This window comes from Intrasporangium sp. (genome assembly GCF_036566125.1).
Lineage (GTDB): Bacteria > Actinomycetota > Actinomycetes > Actinomycetales > Dermatophilaceae > Intrasporangium.
The window spans coordinates 1-23,939 of sequence record NZ_DATCWX010000067.1; the positions used below are offsets into that span (position 1 = coordinate 1).

At 71.0% G+C, this 23,939-nt stretch carries 12 protein-coding genes; all 12 read left to right on the forward strand.

Going from position 1 to position 23,939, the window contains the following annotated elements:
* Positions 1–61 precede the first annotated feature (61 nt).
* The 12 genes from VIR15_RS03900 (at position 62) to VIR15_RS03955 (ending at position 23,771) form a co-directional block, all read left to right on the forward strand.
* Positions 62–595, forward strand: a complete 534-nt coding sequence (locus VIR15_RS03900) for a hypothetical protein (RefSeq protein ID WP_331926161.1) — start codon at positions 62–64, stop codon at positions 593–595.
* Positions 592–2,079: a hypothetical protein gene (locus VIR15_RS03905; protein WP_331926162.1), complete on the forward strand. Its 1,488-nt coding sequence runs from the start codon at positions 592–594 to the stop codon at positions 2,077–2,079. The genes VIR15_RS03900 and VIR15_RS03905 overlap by 4 nt, the downstream gene beginning before the upstream one ends.
* 102 nt (positions 2,080–2,181) lie before the next feature.
* Entirely contained in the window at positions 2,182–2,700 is a 519-nt protein-coding gene (locus VIR15_RS03910) for a hypothetical protein (protein ID WP_331926163.1), read from the forward strand.
* Positions 2,697–3,545, forward strand: a complete 849-nt coding sequence (locus VIR15_RS03915) for a PP2C family protein-serine/threonine phosphatase (RefSeq protein WP_331926164.1) — start codon at positions 2,697–2,699, stop codon at positions 3,543–3,545. The genes VIR15_RS03910 and VIR15_RS03915 overlap by 4 nt, the downstream gene beginning before the upstream one ends.
* Positions 3,542–5,365, forward strand: a complete 1,824-nt coding sequence (locus VIR15_RS03920; protein ID WP_331926165.1) for an FHA domain-containing protein — start codon at positions 3,542–3,544, stop codon at positions 5,363–5,365. Before VIR15_RS03915 ends, VIR15_RS03920 begins: the two co-directional genes overlap by 4 nt.
* Positions 5,366–7,129 (forward strand): serine/threonine-protein kinase, encoded by a 1,764-nt coding sequence (locus VIR15_RS03925; RefSeq protein WP_331926166.1) that lies wholly within the window; start codon positions 5,366–5,368, stop codon positions 7,127–7,129.
* Between the two features lie 116 nt (positions 7,130–7,245).
* Positions 7,246–8,022 carry an FHA domain-containing protein gene (locus tag VIR15_RS03930; protein ID WP_331926167.1) on the forward strand — a complete coding sequence of 259 codons (777 nt, stop codon included), beginning with the start codon at positions 7,246–7,248 and terminating at the stop codon, positions 8,020–8,022.
* On the forward strand, positions 8,019–14,345 hold the full coding sequence (locus VIR15_RS03935) for an Ig-like domain-containing protein (RefSeq protein WP_331926168.1): 6,327 nt from the start codon (positions 8,019–8,021) through the stop codon (positions 14,343–14,345). Before VIR15_RS03930 ends, VIR15_RS03935 begins: the two co-directional genes overlap by 4 nt.
* 96 nt (positions 14,346–14,441) lie before the next feature.
* Positions 14,442–15,413, forward strand: coding sequence for an AAA family ATPase (locus tag VIR15_RS03940; protein WP_331926169.1), 972 nt, complete (start codon positions 14,442–14,444; stop codon positions 15,411–15,413).
* Complete coding sequence (locus VIR15_RS03945; protein WP_331926170.1) at positions 15,410–16,717, forward strand: DUF58 domain-containing protein; 1,308 nt, start codon at positions 15,410–15,412, stop codon at positions 16,715–16,717. The genes VIR15_RS03940 and VIR15_RS03945 overlap by 4 nt, the downstream gene beginning before the upstream one ends.
* Positions 16,714–19,332 (forward strand): transglutaminase domain-containing protein, encoded by a 2,619-nt coding sequence (locus VIR15_RS03950; protein ID WP_331926171.1) that lies wholly within the window; start codon positions 16,714–16,716, stop codon positions 19,330–19,332. The genes VIR15_RS03945 and VIR15_RS03950 overlap by 4 nt, the downstream gene beginning before the upstream one ends.
* On the forward strand, positions 19,329–23,771 hold the full coding sequence (locus VIR15_RS03955; RefSeq protein WP_331926172.1) for a type VII secretion EssC family protein: 4,443 nt from the start codon (positions 19,329–19,331) through the stop codon (positions 23,769–23,771). The genes VIR15_RS03950 and VIR15_RS03955 overlap by 4 nt, the downstream gene beginning before the upstream one ends.
* Positions 23,772–23,939 lie beyond the last annotated feature (168 nt).

Below are 23,939 nucleotides of genomic sequence, written 5' to 3' on the forward strand. Positions count from 1 at the left end.
AGCGCTCCCCATCGCCCTGTGCGGCCACACGCTCTAGCCTGCCCCTGACGAAGGGGGCCGCATGCCGACACTGACCTACCCGAGCGCCACGTTCCCGGGGCGACCCGCCCTGCGCCTCGACCTGCCCGAGGGCTGGGAGGCCGTGCCAGCCGTCGGCACCGTCGCCGGCGCGGCGCTCGTGGCGATGCGGCCCACCCCCGAGGGGCAGTTCCGGCCCAACGTGCTCGTGACGATCGACGACGTGCCCGCCGACCACACGGTGCGCTACGACCTCGACGGAGTCGAGCGGCTCGCCAGCGAGCGCCTCGAGGGCGAGGCCGGCAAGGTTTACGGCCACAACATCGGGGGTGTCACCTTCTTCGGGCGCGACCTCAGCTACGTCGACGCCGCAGCGGGGACGCTGCTCGTGCGCAACCTCTTCGGCTTCGTGCGACGTGACGGCGACGGCGGGCTGCTCCGCATCACGGTGACGGGCACGATCGGCTCGACCAACCACCGTGAGGACTACGCCGAGCTCGGCGCCGTGATCGGCCGACTGCACGTGACGCCCGGTCCGGGCACCACGCCACTGCTCGACGAGGAGGCGGCCCGATGACGACCTACGCCAAGGGCGCCGACACCGATGCGCTTGCCCGGTCCGCCCGGATCATCAAGGGGATGCAGGCCGAGCTGACCCGGATCGAGGCAACGTCCCGCGGCGCGATGCGCTCCATCGAGGCCAGCTGGGGCGGTGACAACCTCAGGGCCCTGGTCCGGCACTTCAACGCGACCGCGGTTCCAGGTCTGCAGGCCTGCAACGGCGTCTTCGATGCGATGGCGCGGCGGCTCGACGAGAACGTCGCCGCCCAGCGCACTGCCTCCGGGTTGGTCGGCGCCGGCGGGTCGGGCGGGTCGGGTGGCTCTGCCGGCTCGGGCGGTGGCGGGCTGAACGACGTCACGAAGACCGAGGGCAAGAAGTTCCAGCTCGACCCGGACAAGCAGCCAGACAGCATGGGTGACGAGTCCGGGACCAACTACCGGCACACGACGCAGGACGGCCGGCACACCTACGAGAACGCCAAGGAGGGCGACGACGGCAGGGTTCGCTACGACCGGTACACGCATGCCGGGGACTACCGGGACCGTCAGCTCGAGCACGAGTCCGGGTGGCGCAGCGAGACCGAGCGCAAGGTCGACCGGCCCTGGCTGCCGACCGACAACTCCGAGGACAAGGACGCCTTCGCGAACCGCCATCCCGGCGCCGACAAGGCGATCGATCGCGGGATCGAGGGCGTCAACTGGATGGAGCGGACCGACCACGAGGGCCACACCGACTACGAGCCGGTGTACTACGACGCCGACGGCAACGTCACGGACAAGGAGCACGCCGTCCGGATGGCCTACGGCGGCGGCCCGGGCACCGAGGCCAAGGGGTACCACGAGTTCGGCATCAAGGAGGGGGCACTCGCCGCGGGACTCGGCGGGACGGCCGGTGCCTACCTGCTCAGGGGTGGCGTCGAGGGCAACCTGGGCAACCACGGCAGGTACAACGCCAGCGGCTTCGTCGGCGCCGAGGGCAAGGCCGATGCCTCCGTCGCGCTCGGCAAGGACGGGTTGACGGCCAAGGCCGAGGCCTCGGTCATGGCCGGCGTCAAGGGGGAGGCGGGTGTCGCCTACGACAACGGTCCGCTGGCGGCGCACGCCAGCGCCAACGCGATGGCCGGTGTCGAGGCCAAGGCCGACGCCTCCGTCGCGATCGGCAAGGACGGGATCCGGACCAGCGCCGGCGCCGAGGCCTTCGCCGGGGTGAAGGCCGGGGGAGAGGTCGGGGGCAACATCGCCGGAGTGGGTGGCACAGTCGGGGGCGAGGTCTACGCCGGGATCGGAGCGCACGCCAATATCGACGCCAACTTCAGTGCCGAGAGCGTCAAGGTCAAGGTCGATGTCGGAGCGGCGATCGGCATCGGTGGCGGGGTCAGCTTCGGTGTCGACGTCAACCCCAAGGAGTTCCTCGAGGACACGGGTCTCGGCGACGTCGCTGACGGGATCGGAGCTGCGGTCAAGGACCCCATCGGCACGATCGGTGGGTTCTTCCCGTGAGCCCCGATCTGTCGCATTTGACGCGCGTTTGATTGACTTGCCGCGCTCCGCCCATCCGGCATGGGACCCAGGCCCCGCCAACGGAGCGATGAAAGGACTTCGATGAGCACCTTGGCCTACCCGAGCCGGGACTTCCCCGGCCCGCCGTCCGTGGCCGTCGACGTCCCCGAGGGCTGGATTCCCGTGCACGCGCCGGGTACCGCACTCGCCGCCAAGCTCCCCCGGGAGGGCGCCTTCGACCCCAACGTCGTCGTCAGCATCGACCAGTGTGGTGCCGACCTGACCGAGGAGGAGTCACTCCGCCGCATCGTCTCGCTGGCTCAGTCACGTGGTGGGGCCACGAGTGAGCCGTATGCCGCTGAGCTGGGTGACGCTCGCTTCGTGGGCTGTGATGCCACCTGGCCGGACGCCGACGTCGAGACCATCCTGCAGGCCAACCTCTTCCACGTCGTGCGTGCTGAGCGTGAGGGCGCCGCAGCCTGGGTCGTCCAGCTGAGCGGTTCGGTCGGGGGGCCGTCCGCCGAGCAGGACTACGAGCTGATCCGCTCGGTCCTCGCGTCGACCCGGGTGCGGCCGTGGACACCCGCGCCCGTCGAGGCCGAAGGGAACCCGGTCGCATGACCACGGACGAGTCCGCGATCTCGCACGGTGTCGCAACCGACGTTGGCCGAGTGCGCCAGCACAACGAGGACAGCGCTCGCGTCGCTGGGACGATCTTCGTCGTCGCGGACGGCATGGGTGGACATGCGGCCGGCGAGGTGGCGAGCGGGATTGCCACTGATGCCCTGATGGAACTGGCCGAGCGGCCGGTCCTGCAGGCCCACGACATCGTCGAGCAGCTCGCTGAGGCAAACCGGCGGATCCTGGAGTCGGCCGCCCGTCACCCGGAGCAGACCGGAATGGGGACCACCGTCTCCGGGATCGCACTGGTCTCCGGGGGTGGCTCGCAGCACTGGGTCGTCTTCAACATCGGCGACTCCCGTGTCTACCGGTTGATCGACGGGCAGCTCTCCCAGGTGACCGTCGACCACTCGGAGGTCCAGGAGCTCGTCGACCGCGGGATCATCACGGCCGAGCAGGCCCAGCGCCATCCCGGACGCAACGTCATCACCCGCTCGCTGGGCCGGGACCCGATGGGTCAGGTCGACCACTGGGTCTTCCCGCCCTATCCGGGAGAGGCCTTCGTCATCTGCACCGACGGGCTCTCCAACGAGTTGGGGCTGGCGGACATCGAGTCCGTCCTCCTCGACGTCGACGACGCACAGGAGGCCGCGGACGAGCTGGTGCGCAGGGCGGTGCAGGCCGGAGGCCGCGACAACGTCACCGCAATCGTCGTCACGCTGCAGGGGCAGGGGTCCCAGGCCGACGTCGACGAGGACACCACGCCGCGCGAGGCGATCGGTCGGCCCCGGCGCGAGCCGCCTGCAGGCGAAGGGCCGAGCGGTGAGAGCAGGTCGTTGGTGTGACCGATCCGTCCGTCGTCGTGCAACGTGCTCCCGACGGCTGGACCCACATCGGTGGGCCCGGCATGCACCTGCTCATCGGCCTCGAGGAGGACGATGACCGCACCCTGACCGCGAGCGACGCTGCAGACGGTGGCCAATTGGACGACGTCATCGACGTGCTGACCATTGGCGGACCGCGCAAGGCACATCACTTCGTCGGCGTCCACTGGAGGCCGCGGACCCGGGTCGTCGCGTTCGGGCCGGTCTCAGCCAGGCTGACGATGGCGGACGGCACGGAGCACGAGGTCCGTGCCCTGAACCCCAGGGTGTGGACCGACCTCGTCCTCGACACGTACCCAGAGCGTGTCGAGCTGCGGGTCCTGGAGGACACGGAGGCGAGCGAGCCGGCTCCTGCCCCGACGCTGGTCGGCGGTCCTGGCGGCGTGGCCGTCGTCTCGGCGGAGGTGAGACCGCCTGAGCCCCCCAGTCAATCGAGCCAGCAGGCAATGCCGCCACCAACCCGGGCGCTCCCCACCTTCGGCGCCGGGCTGGCCGAGTCCGCGGAGGCCGCACCGTCCCCGTGGGATCGTTCCTGGTCAACTCCGACTGAGAGTGCGAGCGCGCCCGCGCTGCCGTCGTGGGGCCCGGGTCCCGCCGTGCTGCCTCGTCGGGTCACACCCCTGCCGGCAGCAGCGGCTGAATCACCACCGCCAATGCGCGAGGCGGCTCCCGTGCTGCCTGATCTCTCGGTTGCCCACAGCGGGCCGGCCGATGTCGAGTCGACCTGGGCGGTCAAGCCCACCCCCACGGAGGACGAACGGCGCACCTCGCAGTCGGACGAGGCCGCCACCCCGAGCTACGACTACCTCTTCGGCCACACCGTCACCGTCGATGAGCACCGCCAGCTTCTTGCCGACGTGGAGTCGGCAGGTGACGGTGAGCCGGATCCGCCTGAGGTGCCCGCCCCTTCGCCACCGCCGCCACCCTCGCCACCGTCGCCCTCGCCATCCACGACGCCGGCACCCGTGCCTCCAACGACTCCAACGACTCCGGCGACCGCGACCCCCGCGAGCCCGACGCCACCGACCGGCGGCGGGCTGATCTCCTCCGTCCCGTGGGCATCGGGTGCCGCCTCGGCCAACCCCGACCATGGGGCAACACCGGAGTCGCGACCAGAGGTCCCGTCGTTCTCCGGACGACACACGCCCCCGCCGGCGCCGAGCCTGCTGCCACCGGCCGCGCAACCGGTCGTGCCGCCAGTCGCCCCTGTTGTCGAGGACCTTCACGCACACCTGCACGTGGATGCCGATGAGCTGACCGTCGACCGCAGTGCCCTCATCGACGCGCGCCTTTCCGCGCAGTCCGGCGCCTCGGGGCCGAGCGTGGTTGCGGTGCTCTGCTCGCAAGGCCACCCCACGCCGCCGCACGGCGACTCCTGCCGCATCTGCGGCGGCGGGATCCCTCCCCAGAACACCTTCACCATGCCCAGGCCTCCGCTCGGTACGCTGCGGCTCTCCACCGGCGACGTCGTCACCCTCGACCGCAGCGTGCTCATGGGTCGGGCGCCCATGCTCGGTTCCGACCTCGCAGCCACGGACCGCCCACACGTCGTGAAGGTGCCCAGCCCCGAGCGGGATGTGTCCCGCAACCACGTCGAGGTGGTGCTCGAGGGCTGGCATGTGCTCATCCGCGACCTCGGCACGACGAACGGGACAACCGTTGCCCTGCCGGGCGGGCAGCCGGTCCGGCTCCGGGCCAACGACCAGCAGGTCCTCGAGCCGGGCTCCGTCGTGGCCATGGCCGACGAGGTGTCCTTCGTCTTCGACCCAGGGACGAGCTGAATGGCCGGCACGCGACACGCCGCCAAGCATCCGCGCCGGGGTGCGCCACCCCAGATCCCGGGTCTCGTCTTCGTCCAGCCACTCGGCTCCGGAGGGTACGCCGACGTCTATCTCTACGAGCAGCAGAGCCCCCGCATGCCGGTGGCGGTGAAGGTGCTCAAGTCCGAGGGGCTGACCGATGCACTTCGCGCCCAGTTCGTCGAAGAGGCCGACACGATGGCCCAGCTCGGCGACCACCCCTACATCGTCCAGGTCTTCCGGTCGGGCACGGCCGACGACGGGCGGCCCTTCCTGGTCATGAAGTACTACCCGCCGCCCAACCTCGCGATGCGGGCCAGGGCGCAGCGCTTCACGGTCGAAGAGGTGCTCCGCACCGGTATCCAGCTGGCGAGCGCGGTCGAGACGGCGCATCGGGCTCACATCACCCACCGCGACATCAAGCCCGCCAACGTCCTGATCAGCGCGTACGGGGCGCCCGGCCTGACGGACTTCGGGATTGCCGGCCGGGGCGGGCGGGACGGCCGGGACGGCGACGGTCCCGAGTCGACCGATGACGTGGGTGTCTCCGTGCCGTGGGCAGCGCCGGAGGTTCTCTACGGGCAGAGCAACGGCGACGAGCGGTCCGACGTCTACTCCCTCGCGGCAACGCTGTGGCACCTGCTCGTGGGTCGGTCGCCCTTCGAGGTGCCCGGCGGCGACAACTCGGCGTATGCGTTGATGCCCCGGATCCGCAGCACACCACCACCGCCGACGGGCCGCCCGGATGTGCCGCCGGGCCTCGAGCGGCTGCTCGCCCAGGCGCTGGCCAAGGATCCCTCGCGACGACCGGCGGCGGCCCTCGACCTGGCCCGGGCGCTACAGGCGGTCGAGCAGCAGCAGCGCCTGGCCCGGACCCCCATCGTCGTGCTCGACGAGCAGGGTCACACGACCCTGGTGAGCCAGGTCCAGGGGTCACCGGCGGTGCCCGAGAGCGGGGACGACGACCGCACCAGGATCAAGGCACCCCAGACAGTGATCGCCCAGCCGGACGCACCGTCCACATCGCTCGACGCGGAGACCCGGCGACGGCCCGATGGACCCACCCCGTCAGCGTCGTTCACCCCGGCCGGAGGCGGTCCCGCGCCCGTCCCGGCACTCCGTGCCTCGGCACCGGTGCGTCCCCCCGCAGTCACCGACCCGATTGCGAGCAGTCGCACGGCGCCCCTCGTTCGTGACGGCAGCGACGACAGTGGCGACAGCGACGGGCCCACGATCCGGCGACCGGTGAGCACGCCGGCCACCCAGTCCCAGCCCGGGCAGGAGGCGACAGCGCCGCGCGAGGGAGGTGCCCGGCCTCGCCGCGCCCTGCTCTGGGGGCTCGTCGGTGGGCTGGTCGTCCTGCTCGGCGTGGTGGTCTTCCTCCTGCTCCAGCCGGAGGACTCGGACGCCGACGCCGCAGCACGGCCCAGCCCCACCGTGTCAATGCCCGGCGATGACAACGCCGTGCTCGACGCGGTCTTCGATGCGCCCACCGTCGTCGCGGAGTCGGGTGACGGCTCGGTCACCTTCCGGTGGTCCTACCCGCAGCCCGCTGAGGGAGATAGCTATCGGCTGTTCATGGCGCCGGTCCAGAGCGAGGTCGTCAAGGCGACCCCGCGAACCGTCGAGGAGATGACCCTCACCGAGAAGGTGCCGAAGGCCCACCAGCTCTGCGCCGTCGTCACGGTGAACCGGGGTGGACGTGAGTCACCTCGGTCTCAGGTCGAGTGCGAGACTGCGCGATAGATCTGGACGAAATCCGCCAAATCGCCCGAGTGAGACCGGGACGAAGCACAACCTCGCAGAGCACAACACGTTCGAATGACACGAGAGACAGGGACAGGGTCAGGGGGCCTCGTAGCGTGATCCACAGCAAGGTGACCGTCGACTTCTGCGGAGAGACGTACCCGGTCTCGGCCGATGAGGGACTGACGATCGGGCGGTCCGGGGACGTCGAGATCGACGACAACCCCTACCTGCACCGCACCTTCCTGCGGATCTCACACGATGCTGGCTTCTGGTGGCTCACCAACACCGGCTCGACCCTCACCGCGACGGTCGCGGACGAGCAGGGCCTCTTCCAGGCGTTCCTCAACCCGGGTGCCCGGATCCCGTTGGCCATGCGCAGGCTCATCGTCTGGTTCACGGCCGGCCCGACGACGTACGACTTCGAGATCCGCGTCGCGAGCCCGGTGTTCAAGTCGGTCGAGGCAGAGCCGACCGCGTCGGCCCCAGGAGACGAGGTCGGTGAGGCGACGGTCGGCCGAGTCAGCCTGACGCCGGACCAGAAACTGCTCATCGTCGTGCTGTGCGAGCCGTTCCTGCGGCGGCGCGAGGCCGGCACGACGCAGATCCCGTCGTCCGCCGCCGCGGCCGAGCGGCTCGGGTGGACGCTGACCCGCTTCAATCGCAAGCTCGACAACGTCTGCCAGAAGTTGGCCGACGCCGGCACTCGCGGCCTGCACGGTGGTGTCGGTCGCGTCGCGTCGAACCGCAAGGCGAGGCTCGTCGAGCACGCACTCTCCACCAAGCTCGTCGTCGAGGAGGACCTCGGGCTCATGGACCGGGACGCCTCGCCGGACGCCGCGTTGGAGGCCACGTTGGAGGCCGCCGCAGCGGCCGATGGGGGGAAGGCATGAGCACCGCCGCGAGCAAGCGACGGATCGGAGTCATCTCGACCGTCGTCGTGGCCCTCGTTGCGGGGCTGCTCGTGTGGGTTGCCACGCGATCGGACGGGGAGGTCGTGCGCAAGGCGGACCTCAACGATGGCGGGATCTGGGTCACCAACGCCGACCAGGCGCGGTTCGGCCGGATCAACAAGGCCGCGGGGCAGCTCGATGCCGGGGTGCTCTCCGATGGGACGCCCGGGTCGGGGCTCGACGTCGTCCAGGACGGCGCGGCCATCGCCGGGCTGTCGAAGGCCGGCAACCAGCTGGTGCCGATCAATCCCGCCGAGGGCACGCTCGCCACCGCGCAGTCGATCGTCCTGCCCAAGGCGGCTCCGGCCACGGGCAACCGGGTCTTCGAGACCGAGCCGGTGGACCTGCGCGGCGGCACCATCGCGATGATCGACCCGGCCAACGGGGAGCTGCGCGCCCAGCGCGTCGACAACCGCGGCGGGATCGCCGGGCTCGACCAGCTGCAGACCCAGGCCAAACCGCTCGTCACCGTGGGCCCGAACGCAACGGTGGCGGTCGGTGTCGACGGGACCGCCTACGCCCTGTCGGGCGCCAAGGGCGTCCTCGCGATCCTCAAGCCTTCAGGCCCCACGTTCGCCAAGCCGGTCGTCGTCAAGCTCGGCTTCGCGACCAAGAGCGCCCAGGTGACGGCCGTCGGGTCGCACTGGGTGGTCTACGACTCCGGTACCGGCCTGGTCTACTCCGACCTGCTCGAGCAGCCGCAGCAGGTGTCGGTGGGCCGTGCCGAGCCCGGCAAGCCGGGCTATGCAGCGTTGCAGCAGCCGGGACCGGACAGCGCTGCCGTGCTCGTCCAGGATGAGTCGCAGCTCGTCCAGGTGCCGCTCACGGGTGATCCAGCAGGCCCGGGAGTCAAGCTCGCCCAGGCGGGTCCGGGCTCGGGCAGCCCCTCCGAGCTCTTCCTCTCCGCGCCGGTCCGCCTCGGCTCGTGTGTCCACGCCGCGTGGGCCGGCGCCTCCAATGCCTTCTACGGCCGCAACTGCGGCTCGCCGCAGGACACCCAGACGGTCGGCCTCGGCGCCATGAAGAACGGCGTCCGGGTCGATGGCGTCAAGCTGCGGGTCAACCGTGGGCTCATCGTCCTCAACGACCTCGACTCCGGTGACGTCTGGGACATCGACCGCGACCGGGTCAAGATCGACAACTGGAACTCCGTCATCCCCCCGCCGCAGGTCGACGACAAGAACAAGAAGAAGGACGAGAACCTCATCGACGACGAGGTCGACAAGACCCCGCCGAAGGCCCAGCCGGACCAGCTGAAGGTTCGCCCCGGTCGCACGTCGACCCTGCACGTGCTGGACAACGACACCGACTCACAGGGCTCGATCCTCGCCATCAGCCCGGGCGACGTCGGAACCGCGTCCATCGCGGACGTCACGACGAGCGCCTCGGCCGACGGTCAGACCGTGCAGGTCACCGTTCCCGAGGAACCGGCAGCCGACCGGTTCACCTTCGAATACACGGTCAACAACGGCACGACCGCGAAGACTGGGCGGGCCACGGCCAAGGTCACCGTCACGATCGTGGGTCCGGACGAGAACACCGCGCCGAAGCTGCGTGGTGGCAGTGCCAAGCTCGCGAAGGCCAGCTACCCGGTCGCCAGGAACGGGACCGTGAAGGTGGGGGTCATCGCCGACTGGCGCGATGCCGAGAACGACCCGCTCCAGGTCTCGCCGGTCGACCCGGCCGCAACCGGGGTGGACGGGGCCGGGGCCCTCGTCGTGCGGGCCCTCGGCAAGAAGGGCGACCAGGAGGTCGAGTACGAGGTCAGCGACAGCAACGGCGGCGTGGCCACGTCAGCGATCACCGTCCAGGTGCTCGGCGACGACGACCGCGCGGTGGCCCCGCGGACCCAGCCGGACGTCCTGCGCGGCGTCGTCGGCAAGCCGGTGCAGCTCCAGCCCTTGGGCAACGACATCCCGGGCGCCGACCCGACGGACCCGGAGGCGCGTCTGCGCCTCGCCTCCGAGGTCAAGGGACCGGGACAGCTGACCATCGACACGAACACCGACACCGGCGTCCTCACGGTGACGGGGGCGACGCCGGGAACGTCAACCATCACGTATGCCGCTCAGTCGGGTTCCGGGGTCAGCGTCGGTCGCGTGCGGGTGGACATCCTGCCCGACCCCGACAAGGAGCTGCCGCCCGTCGCGTCCCCCGACTCGGCGGTGGTCCGTGGGCAGACCCCCGTCATCGCGGACGTGCTGTCCAACGACTACAGCCCGCGCAGCGACGTGCTCGTCGTCCAGCGGGTCGTGACGGACAACGCGTGGCTGCGGGTCAGCGTGGTCCAGGGCCGCTGGGTGCGCGTCGAGGCGACGGCGCCGCTCGATGGGGACAAGGAGCGTCGCGGGACGGTCGCCTACACCGTCAGTGACGGCACGCAGTCGGCCGTCGGACAGCTCTCCGTGGTCCAGCGGCCGGATCCGGACGAGCCCATCCTCCCGACCGTCCTCGACGACACCGCAACGGTCCGGGTCGGTGACGCCGTGACGATCCCGGTCCTTGACAACGACTCGATGTCCGAAGGCATCCCGCTCAAGCTGGACCCGCGCGGCGTCCGGATCCTCACCGGAGGTGGCCAGGCCTTCGCGTCGGGCAGCGTGGTGCGTTATGTCCCCGAGCCGGACGAGAAGGCCACTGCTCCCCGGACTGCCGTCCTGGAGTACGTCGCCCATCCCGAGGGCTTGCGCGCGCGATCCGCCACCGGCCGGGTGACGGTGACGATCAACCCGCTGCCGAGCGAGACGCGGCCCAACCGCCCCCCGACGGCACGCAGCTTCTCGGCCAGCGTCACCGCCGGCGACACCCTCTCCATCACCGTCCCGACCTCAGGGGTGGACCCCGACGGCGACCTCGCCTTCGTCGGCGGCATCGTCGGCGAGACCGGTGACGCGGTCGACCTGCGGCTCGGGCGCGTGCTCGGCTTCGGCGCAGCCACGATCCGCTACGAGGCCTACCCGCGCAGCGCGGGCACCGAGGTGATCCGCTACCAGCTGCGTGACCGCTTCGGTCTCACCAGCGAGGGCTTCATCCGCGTCGGGGTGGTCCAGCCCGGTGACCCGCAACCGCCGGTGGCCGTCGAGGACGACATCGTCGCGGCCCCGGGGCGCACGGTCCACGCCGATCTGCTCGGCAACGACCTCATCGCCAGCGGCGACGCCGTCGAGTTCGAGGACTTCGCCACGCTGAACGACGCAGACGTCCTCAAGGACTTCAAGCCCCAGAAGGACGACTCCGTCAAGGTCGTTGCGCCCGAGGAGGGCCCGGCCAAGGTCCTCGCCTACGGCATTACCAACGGCATGTTCGACCCGTCGCGGTCCACGTTGACCGTGCGGGGCCAGAAGGACTTCAACAACCCGCCCATCGCCGTCGACGACACCGGCGTCGCCAAGGACGGCGAGACGAGCATCCTCGTCGATGCCCTGGCCAACGACCGCGACGTCGACGGAGACCAGAAGTCGCTCAGCATCACCAGGGTCATCGGTGACGGCACGACGATCGAGGACCGCAAGGTCCGCATCCAACTGCGGCCCGAGGCGCGCGTCGTGCCTTACACCATCGAGGACGCCGATGGCGCGGTCGCCATGGCCCTCATCTACGTCCCGGCGGGGAACAATGGCCAGCCCTACGTCGTCCAGGGCAAGACGATCCGGATGGACGCGGACGCGACCGCGAAGGTTTCGCTCGCCGACTACGTCATGGACCCCCGGGGTGGCACCGTCTCCCTGACGTCACCGGACACCATCTCGACCTCGCCCGCAGAGCACCTCCAGCACGCGGCAACGTCCTCCACGGAGCTCACCCTCACGTCGACGAACGGCTATGTCGGCCCGGCGGCGCTCATGCTCGAGGTCACCAATGCCACTGGCGCGCAGGACAAGTCGGCGCAGACCGCGTATGTCACCATCCCGGTCCAGATCGGTCCCGACGTCCCGGTCCTGCGCTGCCCGGACCACGAGGTCCGGCTCGTCGCCGACGGCCCGTCCCGGAGCGTCGACATCCCGCGGCTCTGCCGGGCCTGGCTGCCGGACACCCTCGACCAGACGCGGGTCCGCTACGAGGCCGTCTGGGACCAGGCCATCGACCGGGTCGACCTCAGCCAGACCGGGCAGGGCGGACGGACGGTCGTCCTCCAGGCGGAGCCCGCTGCCAAGGCTGGCTCGACGGGCACCGTGACGATCGGGGCCAAGGGTGGAGCCGAGCGCTTCACGCTCCGGGTCCGCGTGACGGCGCAGCCGCCCAACGCCACGTTGCGGCCCGCCCGCGTCGAGGGGCTCATCGCAGGGACCCAGCAGCAGGTCAACCTGGCCCAGTACCTCGACAGTCCCCTCGGATCGCCCCAGTGCGAGATCACCGCGGCGACCGTGCGGGCGGGCACCGGGGTGACGGCAGCCGCTTCGGGCTGCCAGCTCACCGTCACGGCGTCGGAGCAGGCTCGAGGTGATGCCCGGATCGAGGTACGCGCCACCGACGCCCCGGGCCGGTCGCCTGCCGTCGGCGAGGTCACCGTCACCGTGCGCAGCAAGCCGGACCCGACCGACGCCCCCGTGGCGGTCGCTGACCGCGTCCTTGGCGGCACGGCGCGGGTCGACTTTCGGCCGCCCGCCTACGACGGCGGCATGCCGATCCTCGAGTACGAGGTCGGCGTCAACGGCCCAGGTGGCACAGACCAGACCTGCCAGGCGTCGCCGTGCACCATCACCGGCCTGACGAACGGCGAGGACTACACGTTCACCGTCCGGTCCCGAAACGCCGTCGGCTGGTCGGACCTGTCGGACGCCTCATCGCCTCCGGTCCGCCCGGACACGTTGCCCAAGGCCACCGCGATCAGCAATGTGGTCCCCAGCGACCGACAGCTGACGGTCTCGTGGACCCCTCCGGTCAACGAGGGCTCGGAGATCACGCAATACCAGGTGCAGTGGGTCAACGTCGGGGCCAACGCCGGGCAGACCGGCACGAAGGTGGTCCAGGCTCCCGAGCTCTCGACGGTCGTCAGCGGCCTCATCAACAACGACGCCTACAAGGTCCGCATCCAGGCCCGCAACGACCTCGGCTGGGGACCGTACGGTCCGGAGGTCACAGGGCAGTCCTTCGGCAAACCGGCTCCGGTGGCCGCGCCGAGCCTCAGTCCTCGCTCCCCGGCACCCGACCAGGACAACGCCCAGGTGACCATCACCTGGCCGACGACCGACCCCAACGGACCGCCGATCACCCAGTACGACGTCTACCGCCGCACCGGCTCGACGGGTTCCTGGGTCCCGGTCGCGAGCGTCTCAGGCGGCGCCCAGCGGGTCGCCACCGACACGATCCCCTACGGCGGCCAGACGGTGCAGTACACCGTGACCGCCACCAACGGCGGGCCGGCGACCTCCGCGAGGACCAACTTCTCCTCCTACACGGCGGACGGCATGCCGCAGACCCCCAGCCTGACCGCGGTGGGGACGCCCAACGCCGACTACCAGGCCGTCGCCAGCTACTCACTCGGCAGCCATCGCTCGACCGGCTACGACCGCGTCGAGTGGCGCACGACCGACGGCGCCTACGGCGGCAGCTGGCCGGCGCCGAGCTCCGGCGGCACGACCGGCAATGTCGGGATCAACCAGAAGGCCATGGAGATCCGGGCGTGCAACACGGCCGGCATCTGCTCGGCCTGGTCCAACACCGTCACCTTCAACCCGTACGGCCCGACCAAGGGCGTCGGAGGCATCAGCGAGTCGCACACGGACAGCTCGATCACCTTCACGTGGAGCAAGCCCGCTTACAACGGCAATGCGATCCAGGGCTACCGGATCAGGGGCGACGCCAACACGACCCTCGGCCCGAACCAGACGTCGTACACGTTCAACGGCCTCGGCTACTCGACGACGCGGACCATCACGGTGACGCCCTTCGCCGACCGCTCCGGCGACGGTCCCACGGCGGGGCCCAGGTCCGGCACGACCAACGCGGCCCCGCCACCGCCGGCGCCCAAGGTCAACTGGCTCGCGCCGGGACCGTCCGTCACGCGGCCCGACTGTGGGAGCAGTACCTGCGCGAAGCTCAGCTACGACCTGAGCAACTTCCAGGGCAGCATCCGGTGCACCTTCGACAGCAGCGATGGGACGTGGCCCTACAACTGGGACGACGGCAGCAACGGCACGATCCGCCCGGTCAACGGCACCAACGTGTCGGGCAAGTACTACGGCTTCCCGAACGGGTGGGTGAAGGTCACCTGCTACGGGTCCAACGGCTCCGACTCGTTCACCCGGAACCCGTGGCAATGACGTGACCCGACCCCGCGCCCGACGCAACCCGACCGCGGACCGAGCTCAGCGGCATACGACCACATCGACCAACCGCACCACAGGAGAACGCAACCCATGAGCGTCACTCAGGACCAGGTGACCTGGTTCGCCCACACCTTCGACCAGCTCGTCGGCAACATCGAGCGGGCCGTGCTGGGCAAGCAGCACGTCACGCGACTCGCCCTGACCTGCCTCCTGTCGGAGGGGCACATGCTCCTCGAGGACTTCCCCGGCACGGGCAAGACGCAGCTCGCCCGGGCCCTCTCCGCGACGGTCCAGGGCAGCCACAGCCGCATCCAGTTCACGCCTGACCTGCTCCCGAGCGACGTCACCGGCGTGACGATCTACGAGCCGAGCAAGCAGGCCTTCGAGTTCCACCCCGGGCCGATCTTCGCGACGATCGTGCTCGCCGACGAGATCAACCGCGCCTCGCCGAAGACGCAGTCGGCGCTCCTCGAGGTGATGGAGGAGGGCCGCGTCACCATCGACGGCACGCCGCACTCGGTCGGCGAGCCGTTCATGGTCATCGCGACGCAGAACCCCATCGAGCAGGCGGGCACCTACCGCCTCCCCGAGGCCCAGCTGGACCGGTTCCTGATGAAGTCGAGCGTCGGCTATCCCGACCACGAGGCGACCATCGCCGTGCTGGCTGACGCCAAGACCCGCGACCGGGCCAAGCAGCTGCAGCCGCTCATCGCGAGCAACGTCATCGTCGACATGGCGCGCCTCGCCGACGAGATTCACGTCGACCCGGCGATCCTCGGCTACGTCAGCCGGATCGCGGAGGAGTCGCGCCGGCACCCGTCGCTCAAGCTCGGCCTGTCCGTGCGCGGCTGTCTCGCCTACGTCCGCTGCGCGAAGACATGGGCGGCCTCGCTGGGGCGCACCTACGTCATCCCCGACGACATCAAGATCCTCGCCGAGCCGGTGCTCTCGCACCGCCTGCTGCTCGGTGCCGAGGCGCAGTTCGCGGGCGCCACGGTCGAGCACGTCATCGACCAGATCCTCGGCGACATCGCCCCGCCCGCGGAGCGTGCGTCGGCGTGAGCCAGACGTTGTCGCGACGCGAGCTTCGTGAGCAGGCCCGCGACAAACGCCGATTCCGTATGCCGCTGAGCTCGCTCAGTGCCCGTGTCCACACCGCGCGTAGCTGGGTGGCCCGGCGCGTCGGGGTGCCTTCGTGGGCCCAGCCGGCATGGCGCGTGGTGGGGTGGGTCTCCGCCCTCGGCTGGGCGATCCTCGCCCTTGGACTCACGTCGTGGGTCGTCGGCGCGCGGTGGGGCTGGACCGAGCTGCTCATGGTGGCGGGTGCCGCGCTCGTCCTCTTCGTCGCGTGCTTCGTGCTGGCGTTGGGTCGCACCAAGGTCCGGGTCGACGCCGAGGTCGAGCCCCGTCGGGTCGTCGTCGGGGAGCCCGCCACCGGACGGATCGCCGTGACGAACGAGGCGCGTGCGCCCATGCTGCCGATCCTCGTCGAGCTGCAGGTGGGGCTGTCCGCGGCGCGGTTCGTGCTGCCGGCGCTGGCACCCGGGCACGCGCACGAGGAGCTCTTCGTCGTACCGACCTCACGACGCGGCGTCATCCAGGTCGGCCCCGCGACGACGGTCCAGGGTGACCCCTTGGGGTTGATGCGTCGCACGCTGACGTGGACGGAGCGGACCGAGCTGTTCGTCCACCCGCACACCGTCGCCCTCGAGCCACTGGGCGCTGGCCTGCTGCGCGACCTCGAGGGGTCGACGACCGAGGACATCTCGATGAGCGACCTGGCCTTCCATGCGCTGCGCGAGTACCAGCCCGGCGACGACCGGCGCTACATCCATTGGCGCAGCTCGGCCAAGGCGGGCAGGCTGCTGGTCCGACAGTTCCTCGACACGCGGCGCTCGCACGTCACCGTGCTCATCGACACCGACCCTGAGCAGTACCGGTCCAGCGAGACGGACGTCGAGACCGCGATCTCCGTCGGCAGCTCGATCATGGTGCGGGCGGCGACGGACGAGCAGGACTGGAGCGTCGTCTGCGCCAACCAGCGGATCAGCAAGTCCGGTCCCCAGCTGGGACTCGACGCGATGGCCCGGGTCGAGCCGGGCCCGGTCGACCTGCTCGGCCTGGCGCTCGATGGCACCGACCTCGCGCCGGACACGAGCACCGTCTTCATCATCACGGGACCGCACCGGCCCTTCATCGACCTCCAGCGTGCCGCCGGGCAGTTCCCTCCCGAGGTCCGCCGGGTCGTCGTCGTGGTCGACCCGCACGCGAACCACGGGGTCCGGCACGGCGGCGGGCTCGTCATCCTCACGCTCTCGCGGCTCGAGGACCTCCGCGTCCTGCTCGTCTCCGGGGTGGCTCGATGAGCAGTCCGGGGATCGCAGGCGGCCTTGCGGGTCCTCCGCCGTCTGCGCTGCATCAGGAGCCGGGTGCCGGCGAACGTGCTGCCGGCCTGCTGGCACGGTTGGTGCCCGATCGGGTCGCCCTCGTCGACGCCGCCTTCGCCGCTGTGCTGGTGGGCATTGCGCTCATCGGGTTCCGGACGACCTTCCACGGGCTGGGCTGGCTCTGGGTCGGGCTGGCGGGACTGCTCGTCGGCCTGCTCGTGACCCACGTCGGAGCGACGTACCGGTGGTACGGCCTTGGCACCGCTTTCGCGCTCACGGTCGCCTACTTCGTGCTCGCGGGGCCGGTCGCCGTGCGGGAGGACCTCATCGCCGGGGTGCTGCCCTCGAGCGAGGCGCTGGCGACGCTGGCCCACGCCGCGGTGCCGGGGTGGAAGGAGCTGCTCACCGCCCTGCCGCCGGTGGACTCGGAGGGCCCTTACCTGGCCTTGCCCTTCCTCTTCGGCCTCGTTGGTGGCGCCCTGACGCACGGCGTCGCCCGCCGCTGGGGTGGTGCGCTTGTTGCTCTGGTGCCTCCGGTGGGCCTGCTTGTCGCCTCGATCGTCCTCGGCACGCTGACGCCCGCGGCTGTCGCCGTCCAGGGCGCCGTCTTCGCCCTCGTCGCCATCGGCTGGGCCGCGCTGCGGAGCAACCGCAACCGCCCCTCCCTCCAGAACGGCGCGGGCCGCACGACTCGAGCCGTCACCACCGCCGTCCTGCTCGCTGTGGCGACGGCCGGTGGGTTCCTGATCGGACCTCATCTGCCGGGCGGCGACGACACCCGCCGCACCGTGCTGCGCACCTCCCTCATCCCGCCCTACGACGTGACGCAGTACCCGAGCCCGCTCGCCGGCTTCCGTCAGTACACCGAGCCCAACCCCGCCCAGCTCTTCGACAAGACGCTGCTCACGGTCGAAGGCCTGCCTCCCGGGGTGCCGCTGCGCTTCGCCGCCCTCGACTCCTACGACTCTTTGGTCTGGGGCGCGGGCAACTACGCCAACCTCGGCGACGGGGCGGATGCCGGAGGTGCCAGCTTCCGGAAGGTCGGCAGCCACATCGCCTCGGAGGGCCCGGGCCAGGAGGTCACGGCCACCGTGACAGTCCCGGCGGACGGCTACGCCGACGTGTGGCTGCCGACCGTGGGGACGGTGACCGGCCTGACCTTCGGCGGTGATCGCGCCGACGCGTTGTCCGACGACCTGCGCTTCAACACCGACACCGGCACCGGTGTCCTCCCGACGAGGCTGGCGGCTGGGGACCACTACACGATCACCGCTCGGGTCACGCCCGTGCCCGACAAGCTCCCCGAGCACGTCGACCTCGACAGCGGGTCGGTCGTGGACACCCAGGCGCTGACCTTCCTCGACGACCGGGTCGATGCATGGAGCGGCCGGGTCGACAGCCCGTGGCAGAAGGTCACCGCCATGGCCAAGGCCCTGCAGAGCGGCGCCTACACCGACGGCGGCACCGCCGGCGATGCGGTCCAGAACGTCTTCCTCCCCGGCCACAGCCTGCGGCGGATGACCCAGTTCATCAAGGCCACGCAGCTCGCCGGCAACGACGAGCAGTACGCCTCGGCGCTGGCGCTCGCGGTCAACCGCCTCGGCGTGCCGGCCCGGGTCGTCCTCGGCGCGGTGCCCGACGCGGCCGGTGCGGTCAAGGGCAAGGATGTCCACGCCTGGGTCGAGGTCCGCCGTGCCGACGGCGAGTGGCAGGCCATCCTGCCGTCGCAGTTCCTGCCCGACCGGAACAAGAAGCCGGAGCCGCTCCTCCAGAAGTCCGAGCAGCAGAAGACCGGCGCCCAGGTCCCGCCGCCGGCGGCGAACAACCCGCCCAGCGTCCTGCAGGGCCCGGACCAGGCCCAGAACGCCACCCAGCTGCGCAACCCGCCCAAGGACGAGGACAGCCCGCTCGACCCGGACACCTGGCCGGACTGGCTCCGCTACCTGGTCTTCTTCGTCGTCATCCCTCTCCTGCTCGCGCTGATCGTCTATGGCGGCATCCGGCTGGCGAAGGCGGTCCGCCGGCGCCGGCGCCGCCGCGCAGGAGGACCGTCCGCACGGGTGACGGGCGGCTGGCGCGAGGTCGTCGACACGGCGCGCGACCTCCGGATGCCCCTGCCGGTGAAGGGGACCCGTCTGGAGCAGGCGCATGCTCTCGAGGTGCACGTGGCCGTTCCACCACCCGAGAAGCCGAGCCCGATCGTCGACGGGGCGGTGATAGGCGCCCCGAAACCTGTTCACTCGATCAGCGAGGGCGGCGGCGCCACCCCCACCGCAATCGAGAGAACAGCTTTTGTGGGGTTGGGGCTCGTCACCCTGGCGGCCGCGGCCAATGACCACGTCTTCGACGTCGCGGAGCCGACGCGCGAGGAGGTCGACGCGTTCTGGGCCGACGTGGCCACCGCGCGCCGGGCACTTCGCTCCGAGCACGGGCTCTGGGAGCGGGTCCGCGCGGACCTGTCCCTCCGGACCTTCCGCACCCACCTCCCGACGGGCCACGGCCTGGGACCCAGCCGAAAACGGACGTCCCGGTCGGACGGCCGCCAGCTCAGCGGCATACGGGCAAATCGTTTGAAGCGTAAGGGAACTCGATGAAACTCAAGTTCGTCCTGCGGTCCGGTGACCGTGAGACCGACCTGGTCGCGACGACCGACTCGGCGACCACGGTCGGGGACCTGGCCGCCTACCTCGCCAAGGCGGACCCGCACCGCTCGGCCGTGCTCGGGGTGGACCAGCCGATGACGCTCGCGCTCGTCGACCACGAGCTGAGGGCCCTCGACCCGCGCGCCACCGTGGCCGAGAGCGGGCTCCAGTCGGGGATGCGGGTCGCCGTCACACGCGCGGGGGAGGGGTTCGTCGACCGCGGCCGACCCGCCGCGGTCGCTGTGATCCGCAGCGGCCCGGACGCCGGCCGGGAGTTCCCGCTCGCGCGTGGCACCGCCTACATCGGTCGCGGTCGCGGATGCGAAGTGCAGCTGAACGACGAGTCGGTCTCACGCCGGCACGCCAAGCTGGTCGTCGCCGAGGTCGTCGAGGTCGTCGACCTCGGCTCGGCCAACGGCATCACCGCGGGCGGCCAGCAGGTCGCCCGCGCCCACCTCAAGAACGGCGACGTCATCCGGCTCGGTGACACCGAGCTCGAGGTGCACCTCCTCGGCGCGGGCTCGCTCACCCGACCCGGCAGCGGGGTCCTCTCCGGCGATGCAGGGACCGTGTCGTTCTCCCGGTCACCGCGCGTGGCGCCGCTCTACGAGGGGCTGAGCTTCCAGGTCCCTGACCTGCCGGAGCGCGGAAAGGGCAACCCGCTGCCCTGGCTGGCGATGACGGTGCCTCTCCTCATGGGCGTCATCCTCTTCGCGATGACGCGTAGCCCGTTCTCGATCGTCTTCATGCTGATGATGCCGCTCATGATGGCGGGCTCCTTCTGGGAGTACCGGCGCCAGCAGCGGAAGGAGTTCGCCGCCGCGATGGAGGCGTTCCGCGAGGACCTTGGCGTCCTGTCGGAGCAGATCCGCGAGTCGCTCGACGCCGAGGGGGACGTCCGCCGACGGGAGCACCCGAGCGGGGAGGACTGCCTTCTCGCCGTGCGTGACCGGAACGCCCTGCTCTGGACGCGGCGGCGGGACGGCAACGGCTTCGGCGAGCTGCGCCTCGGCCTAGGCGCCCTGCCGTCGCGCTCGGAGATCACGATGCCGGCGGTCGGCAGGTCCAAGGCCGAGGCGTGGCTCGAGGTGTCGCAACAGCTCAAGGGAATCGAGGTCGTTCCGGACGTCCCGGTCGTCGCCAGCCCGCTGACCGCGGGAGCGATCGGGGTGTGCGGCCCGCGTGGCCACGCCCTCGAGGCCGCCCGGTCCCTCGTCGTCCAGGCGGTCGCCCTACACTCGCCCGCCGAGGTCGCGGTGTGCGCGTTCGCCTCGTCGAGCACGGCGAGGGACTGGGACTTCCTCAAGTGGCTGCCCCACACGAGTTCCCCGCACAGCCCGGTCGACACCGGGCACCTGGCACAGACCGCGCCCGGCTGTTCGGCGCTCGCCGATGCGCTCGAGGACCTCATCTCGGGCAAGCCGGCTGGCGGCATGCCGGGCGCGAGCGAGGCCTCGACCGCTGAGTCCGGAGGGCGGGAGCGTCCGACGGTTCTCGTCCTCGTCGAGAGCGACGCCCCCATCGACCGGAGCCGCCTTGTCGCCATCGCCGAGCGCGGGCACCGCAAGGGCATCATCGTCGTCTGGGTCGCCGAGGCCCAGACGCTGCTGCCGGCCGCGTGCCACACCTTCCTCGTTGTCGGTGGTGACGACGTGGGCTCCGACTCGCTCGCCGGCTTCGTCCATCAGGGCGAGGAGGTTCAGCCACTCTCCGTTGATCGAATCGACTACGCCGAGGCGATGGCGTGCGCCCGACAGCTCGCGCCGGTCGTCGACGCCGGTGTGCCGGTCGAGGACGCGAGCGACCTGCCGCGAGCGGTCTCGCTCCTCACCCTCACGGGCACCGAGCTGGCCCGGTCGGAGGAGGCGGTCGTGGAGCGGTGGTCCGAGTCGCGCTCGATCCTGACCGGGCCCTACGCACCGGCCGTGCTGCCCCGCAAGCCGGGCACCCTCCGAGCCGTCGTGGGGCAGTCCAGCCAGGGCACCTTCTCGCTCGACCTGCGTGCAGACGGCCCGCACGCCCTCGTCGGCGGGACGACCGGTGCGGGCAAGTCGGAGCTGCTCCAGGCCTGGATCCTCGGCATGGCGGCAGCGCATTCACCCCAACGGGTCACCTTCCTGCTCGTCGACTACAAGGGCGGCTCGGCCTTCCGCGACTGCGTCAAGCTGCCGCACACGGTGGGCCTGGTCACCGACCTCTCGCCGCACCTCGTCCGGCGCGCCCTCGCATCCCTGTCGGCGGAACTGCGCTACCGAGAGCACCTGCTGGCCCGGTTCAAGGCCAAGGACCTCGTCGAGCTCGAGCGCCGGGGTGAGGTCGAGGCCCCTCCGTCGCTCATCATCGTCGTCGACGAGTTCGCGGCTCTCGTCCAGGAGGTGCCGGAGTTCGTCGACGGCGTCGTCAATGTCGCCCAGCGCGGGCGATCGCTCGGACTGCACCTCATCCTCGCGACCCAGCGGCCGACGGGGGTCATCAAGGACAACCTGAGGGCGAACACCAACCTCCGGATGGCCCTGCGCATGGCTGACGAGAACGACTCGGAAGACGTGCTCGGCAGCAAGGAGGCCGCCTACTTCGACCCAGCCCTGCCCGGCCGCGCGATGTCCAAGACCGGTCCCGGTCGGCTCGTGCCCTTCCAGACCGGCTATGCCGGCGGGTGGACCTCCGACGTGCCACCGCCGCCTGACATGCGGGTCGAGACGCTGACCTTCGGGTCCGGGGTCCAGTGGGAGCCGCGAGTCGATGACGCCGCCGAGCAGGCCGACGCGGGTGCTGACCTCGGCCCCACGGACATCCAGCGCCTCGTGACCAGCCTGGGGCGTGCCGCCAGACGTGCGGAGCTGCCGGCGCCGCGCAAGCCGTGGCTGCCCGACATGCGACCGGTCTACGACCTCGCCGCCCTGCCCACCCAGCGGCGTGACGACGAGCTCGTCTTCGGAGTGGCCGACGACCCGGACAACCAGGCTCAGCCCGAGGTGGCCTTCCGCCCCGACCGGGAGGGCAACATCGCGGTCTACGGGACGTCCGGTTCGGGCAAGTCCGTGTTCCTGCGCACGATCGCCGTGGCCGCCGGCTACACGGTGCGGGGCGGGCCGTGTCACGTCTACGGCCTCGACTTCGGCAACCGAGGCCTGGCCATGCTCGAGTCGCTGCCCCATGTCGGGTCGGTCATCCCGGGTGGCGACCACGAGCGCGTGACGCGGCTGCTCCGGACGCTCCGGGCGACCATCGACGACCGGGCGGCTCGCTACTCGGCGGTCAGCGCCGCGACGATCACCGACTACCGCCGCCTGGCCGGGAGACCGGACGAGCCGCGGATCATCGTGCTCATCGACGGGATGACGGCCTTCCGGCAGGCCTACGAGGTCGGTGGCCGCTTCCAGTGGCTCGACCACCTCGCCGGCCTCGCGGCGGACGGCCGGCCTGTGGGCGTCCACTTCATCATCGCCTCGGACCAGCGAACCGGGCTGCCCACCAACCTGGCCGCGGCGGTCCAGGGGCGGATCATCCTCCGGATGGTGAGCGCCGACGACTACTCCGTCTTCGGCATGCCAAGCGATGTGCTCACCATGGCGTCGCCGTCCGGCCGCGGGCTCATGAACGGCTCCGAGGTCCAGGTCGCCGTGCTCGGCGGCTCGACGGACGTCACCGCCCAGGCCGCCGCGGTGGCGGCCTTCGGCGAGGCCACCCGCAACGCCGGCGTAAGTGAGGCGCCGCCGATCGAGAGCCTCGCGGACCTCATCCCGCTCGGCGACCTGCCCCCGGAGTCCGGGGGCCGCCCGGTCGTCGGCGTGGCGTCGTCGAGCCTCGAGCCGCATGGCTTCGACCCCAAGGGGACGTTCATCATCACCGGCCCGTCGGGGTCGGGTCGGACGACGGCGGTCGCGACGACCGCCGCGGGCCTGTTCCGTTTCAGCTCGCACAGCGCGCTGTACCTCATGACGCCACGGCGCTCATCGGAGCTGCTCGAGCTCGGCATCTGGGCCGAGACGGCCGTCGGCGGCGACGCCGCAGCCCAGCTGGCCGGCCGGCTCTCGGCGGACATCGAGGCGGGTCGCATCACGCGGCCGGTCGCGGTCTTCATCGAGCGGATCGACGACCTCGCACCGGCGGGGGCCGAGACCGCCCTCACCAGCTTGGTCAAGGCGTGCCTCGACAACGACCAGTTCGTCGTGGCCGAGGGCGAGTCGTCCTTCTTCACCTCCAACTTCGGACTGCCCGCGCTCCTCAAGACCTCGCGCTCCGGGCTGGCCCTGCACCCGGACGGCAACGAGGGGCTGGCGGTGTTCAAGGCGAGCCTGCCGACGCTCAACCGTGCCGAGCTGCCGCCGGGTCGTGGCTTCGTCATCGAGCGGGGCAAGTTCGAGCTGCTCCAGGTCGCCCGCCCGTGACCGCCGGTGGATGGGGAGTCCTCCCCATCGACACCCCTTGGGGCCACCCATAGATTCGTCCTCATCGGCGGAGGACCCAAACCGGGTCGAACCAGCCGAGAGGGTGTGAAAGGGACTGGCGCCCACCGCGCGCGGTCCGGAACCAGTCCCCATCCAGTCGGGGAACGA

Excerpts from the sequence above, each read along its gene's own strand:
- VIR15_RS03900 (WP_331926161.1), top strand. The coding sequence starts at position 62 with ATGCCGACACTGACCTACCCGAGCGCCACGTTCCCGGGGCGACCCGCC.
- VIR15_RS03905 (WP_331926162.1), top strand. The coding sequence starts at position 592 with ATGACGACCTACGCCAAGGGCGCCGACACCGATGCGCTTGCCCGGTCC.
- VIR15_RS03910 (WP_331926163.1), top strand. The coding sequence starts at position 2,182 with ATGAGCACCTTGGCCTACCCGAGCCGGGACTTCCCCGGCCCGCCGTCC.
- VIR15_RS03915 (WP_331926164.1), top strand. The coding sequence starts at position 2,697 with ATGACCACGGACGAGTCCGCGATCTCGCACGGTGTCGCAACCGACGTT.
- VIR15_RS03925 (WP_331926166.1), top strand. The coding sequence starts at position 5,366 with ATGGCCGGCACGCGACACGCCGCCAAGCATCCGCGCCGGGGTGCGCCA.
- VIR15_RS03935 (WP_331926168.1), top strand. The coding sequence starts at position 8,019 with ATGAGCACCGCCGCGAGCAAGCGACGGATCGGAGTCATCTCGACCGTC.
- VIR15_RS03940 (WP_331926169.1), top strand. The coding sequence starts at position 14,442 with ATGAGCGTCACTCAGGACCAGGTGACCTGGTTCGCCCACACCTTCGAC.
- VIR15_RS03950 (WP_331926171.1), top strand. The coding sequence starts at position 16,714 with ATGAGCAGTCCGGGGATCGCAGGCGGCCTTGCGGGTCCTCCGCCGTCT.
- VIR15_RS03955 (WP_331926172.1), top strand. The coding sequence starts at position 19,329 with ATGAAACTCAAGTTCGTCCTGCGGTCCGGTGACCGTGAGACCGACCTG.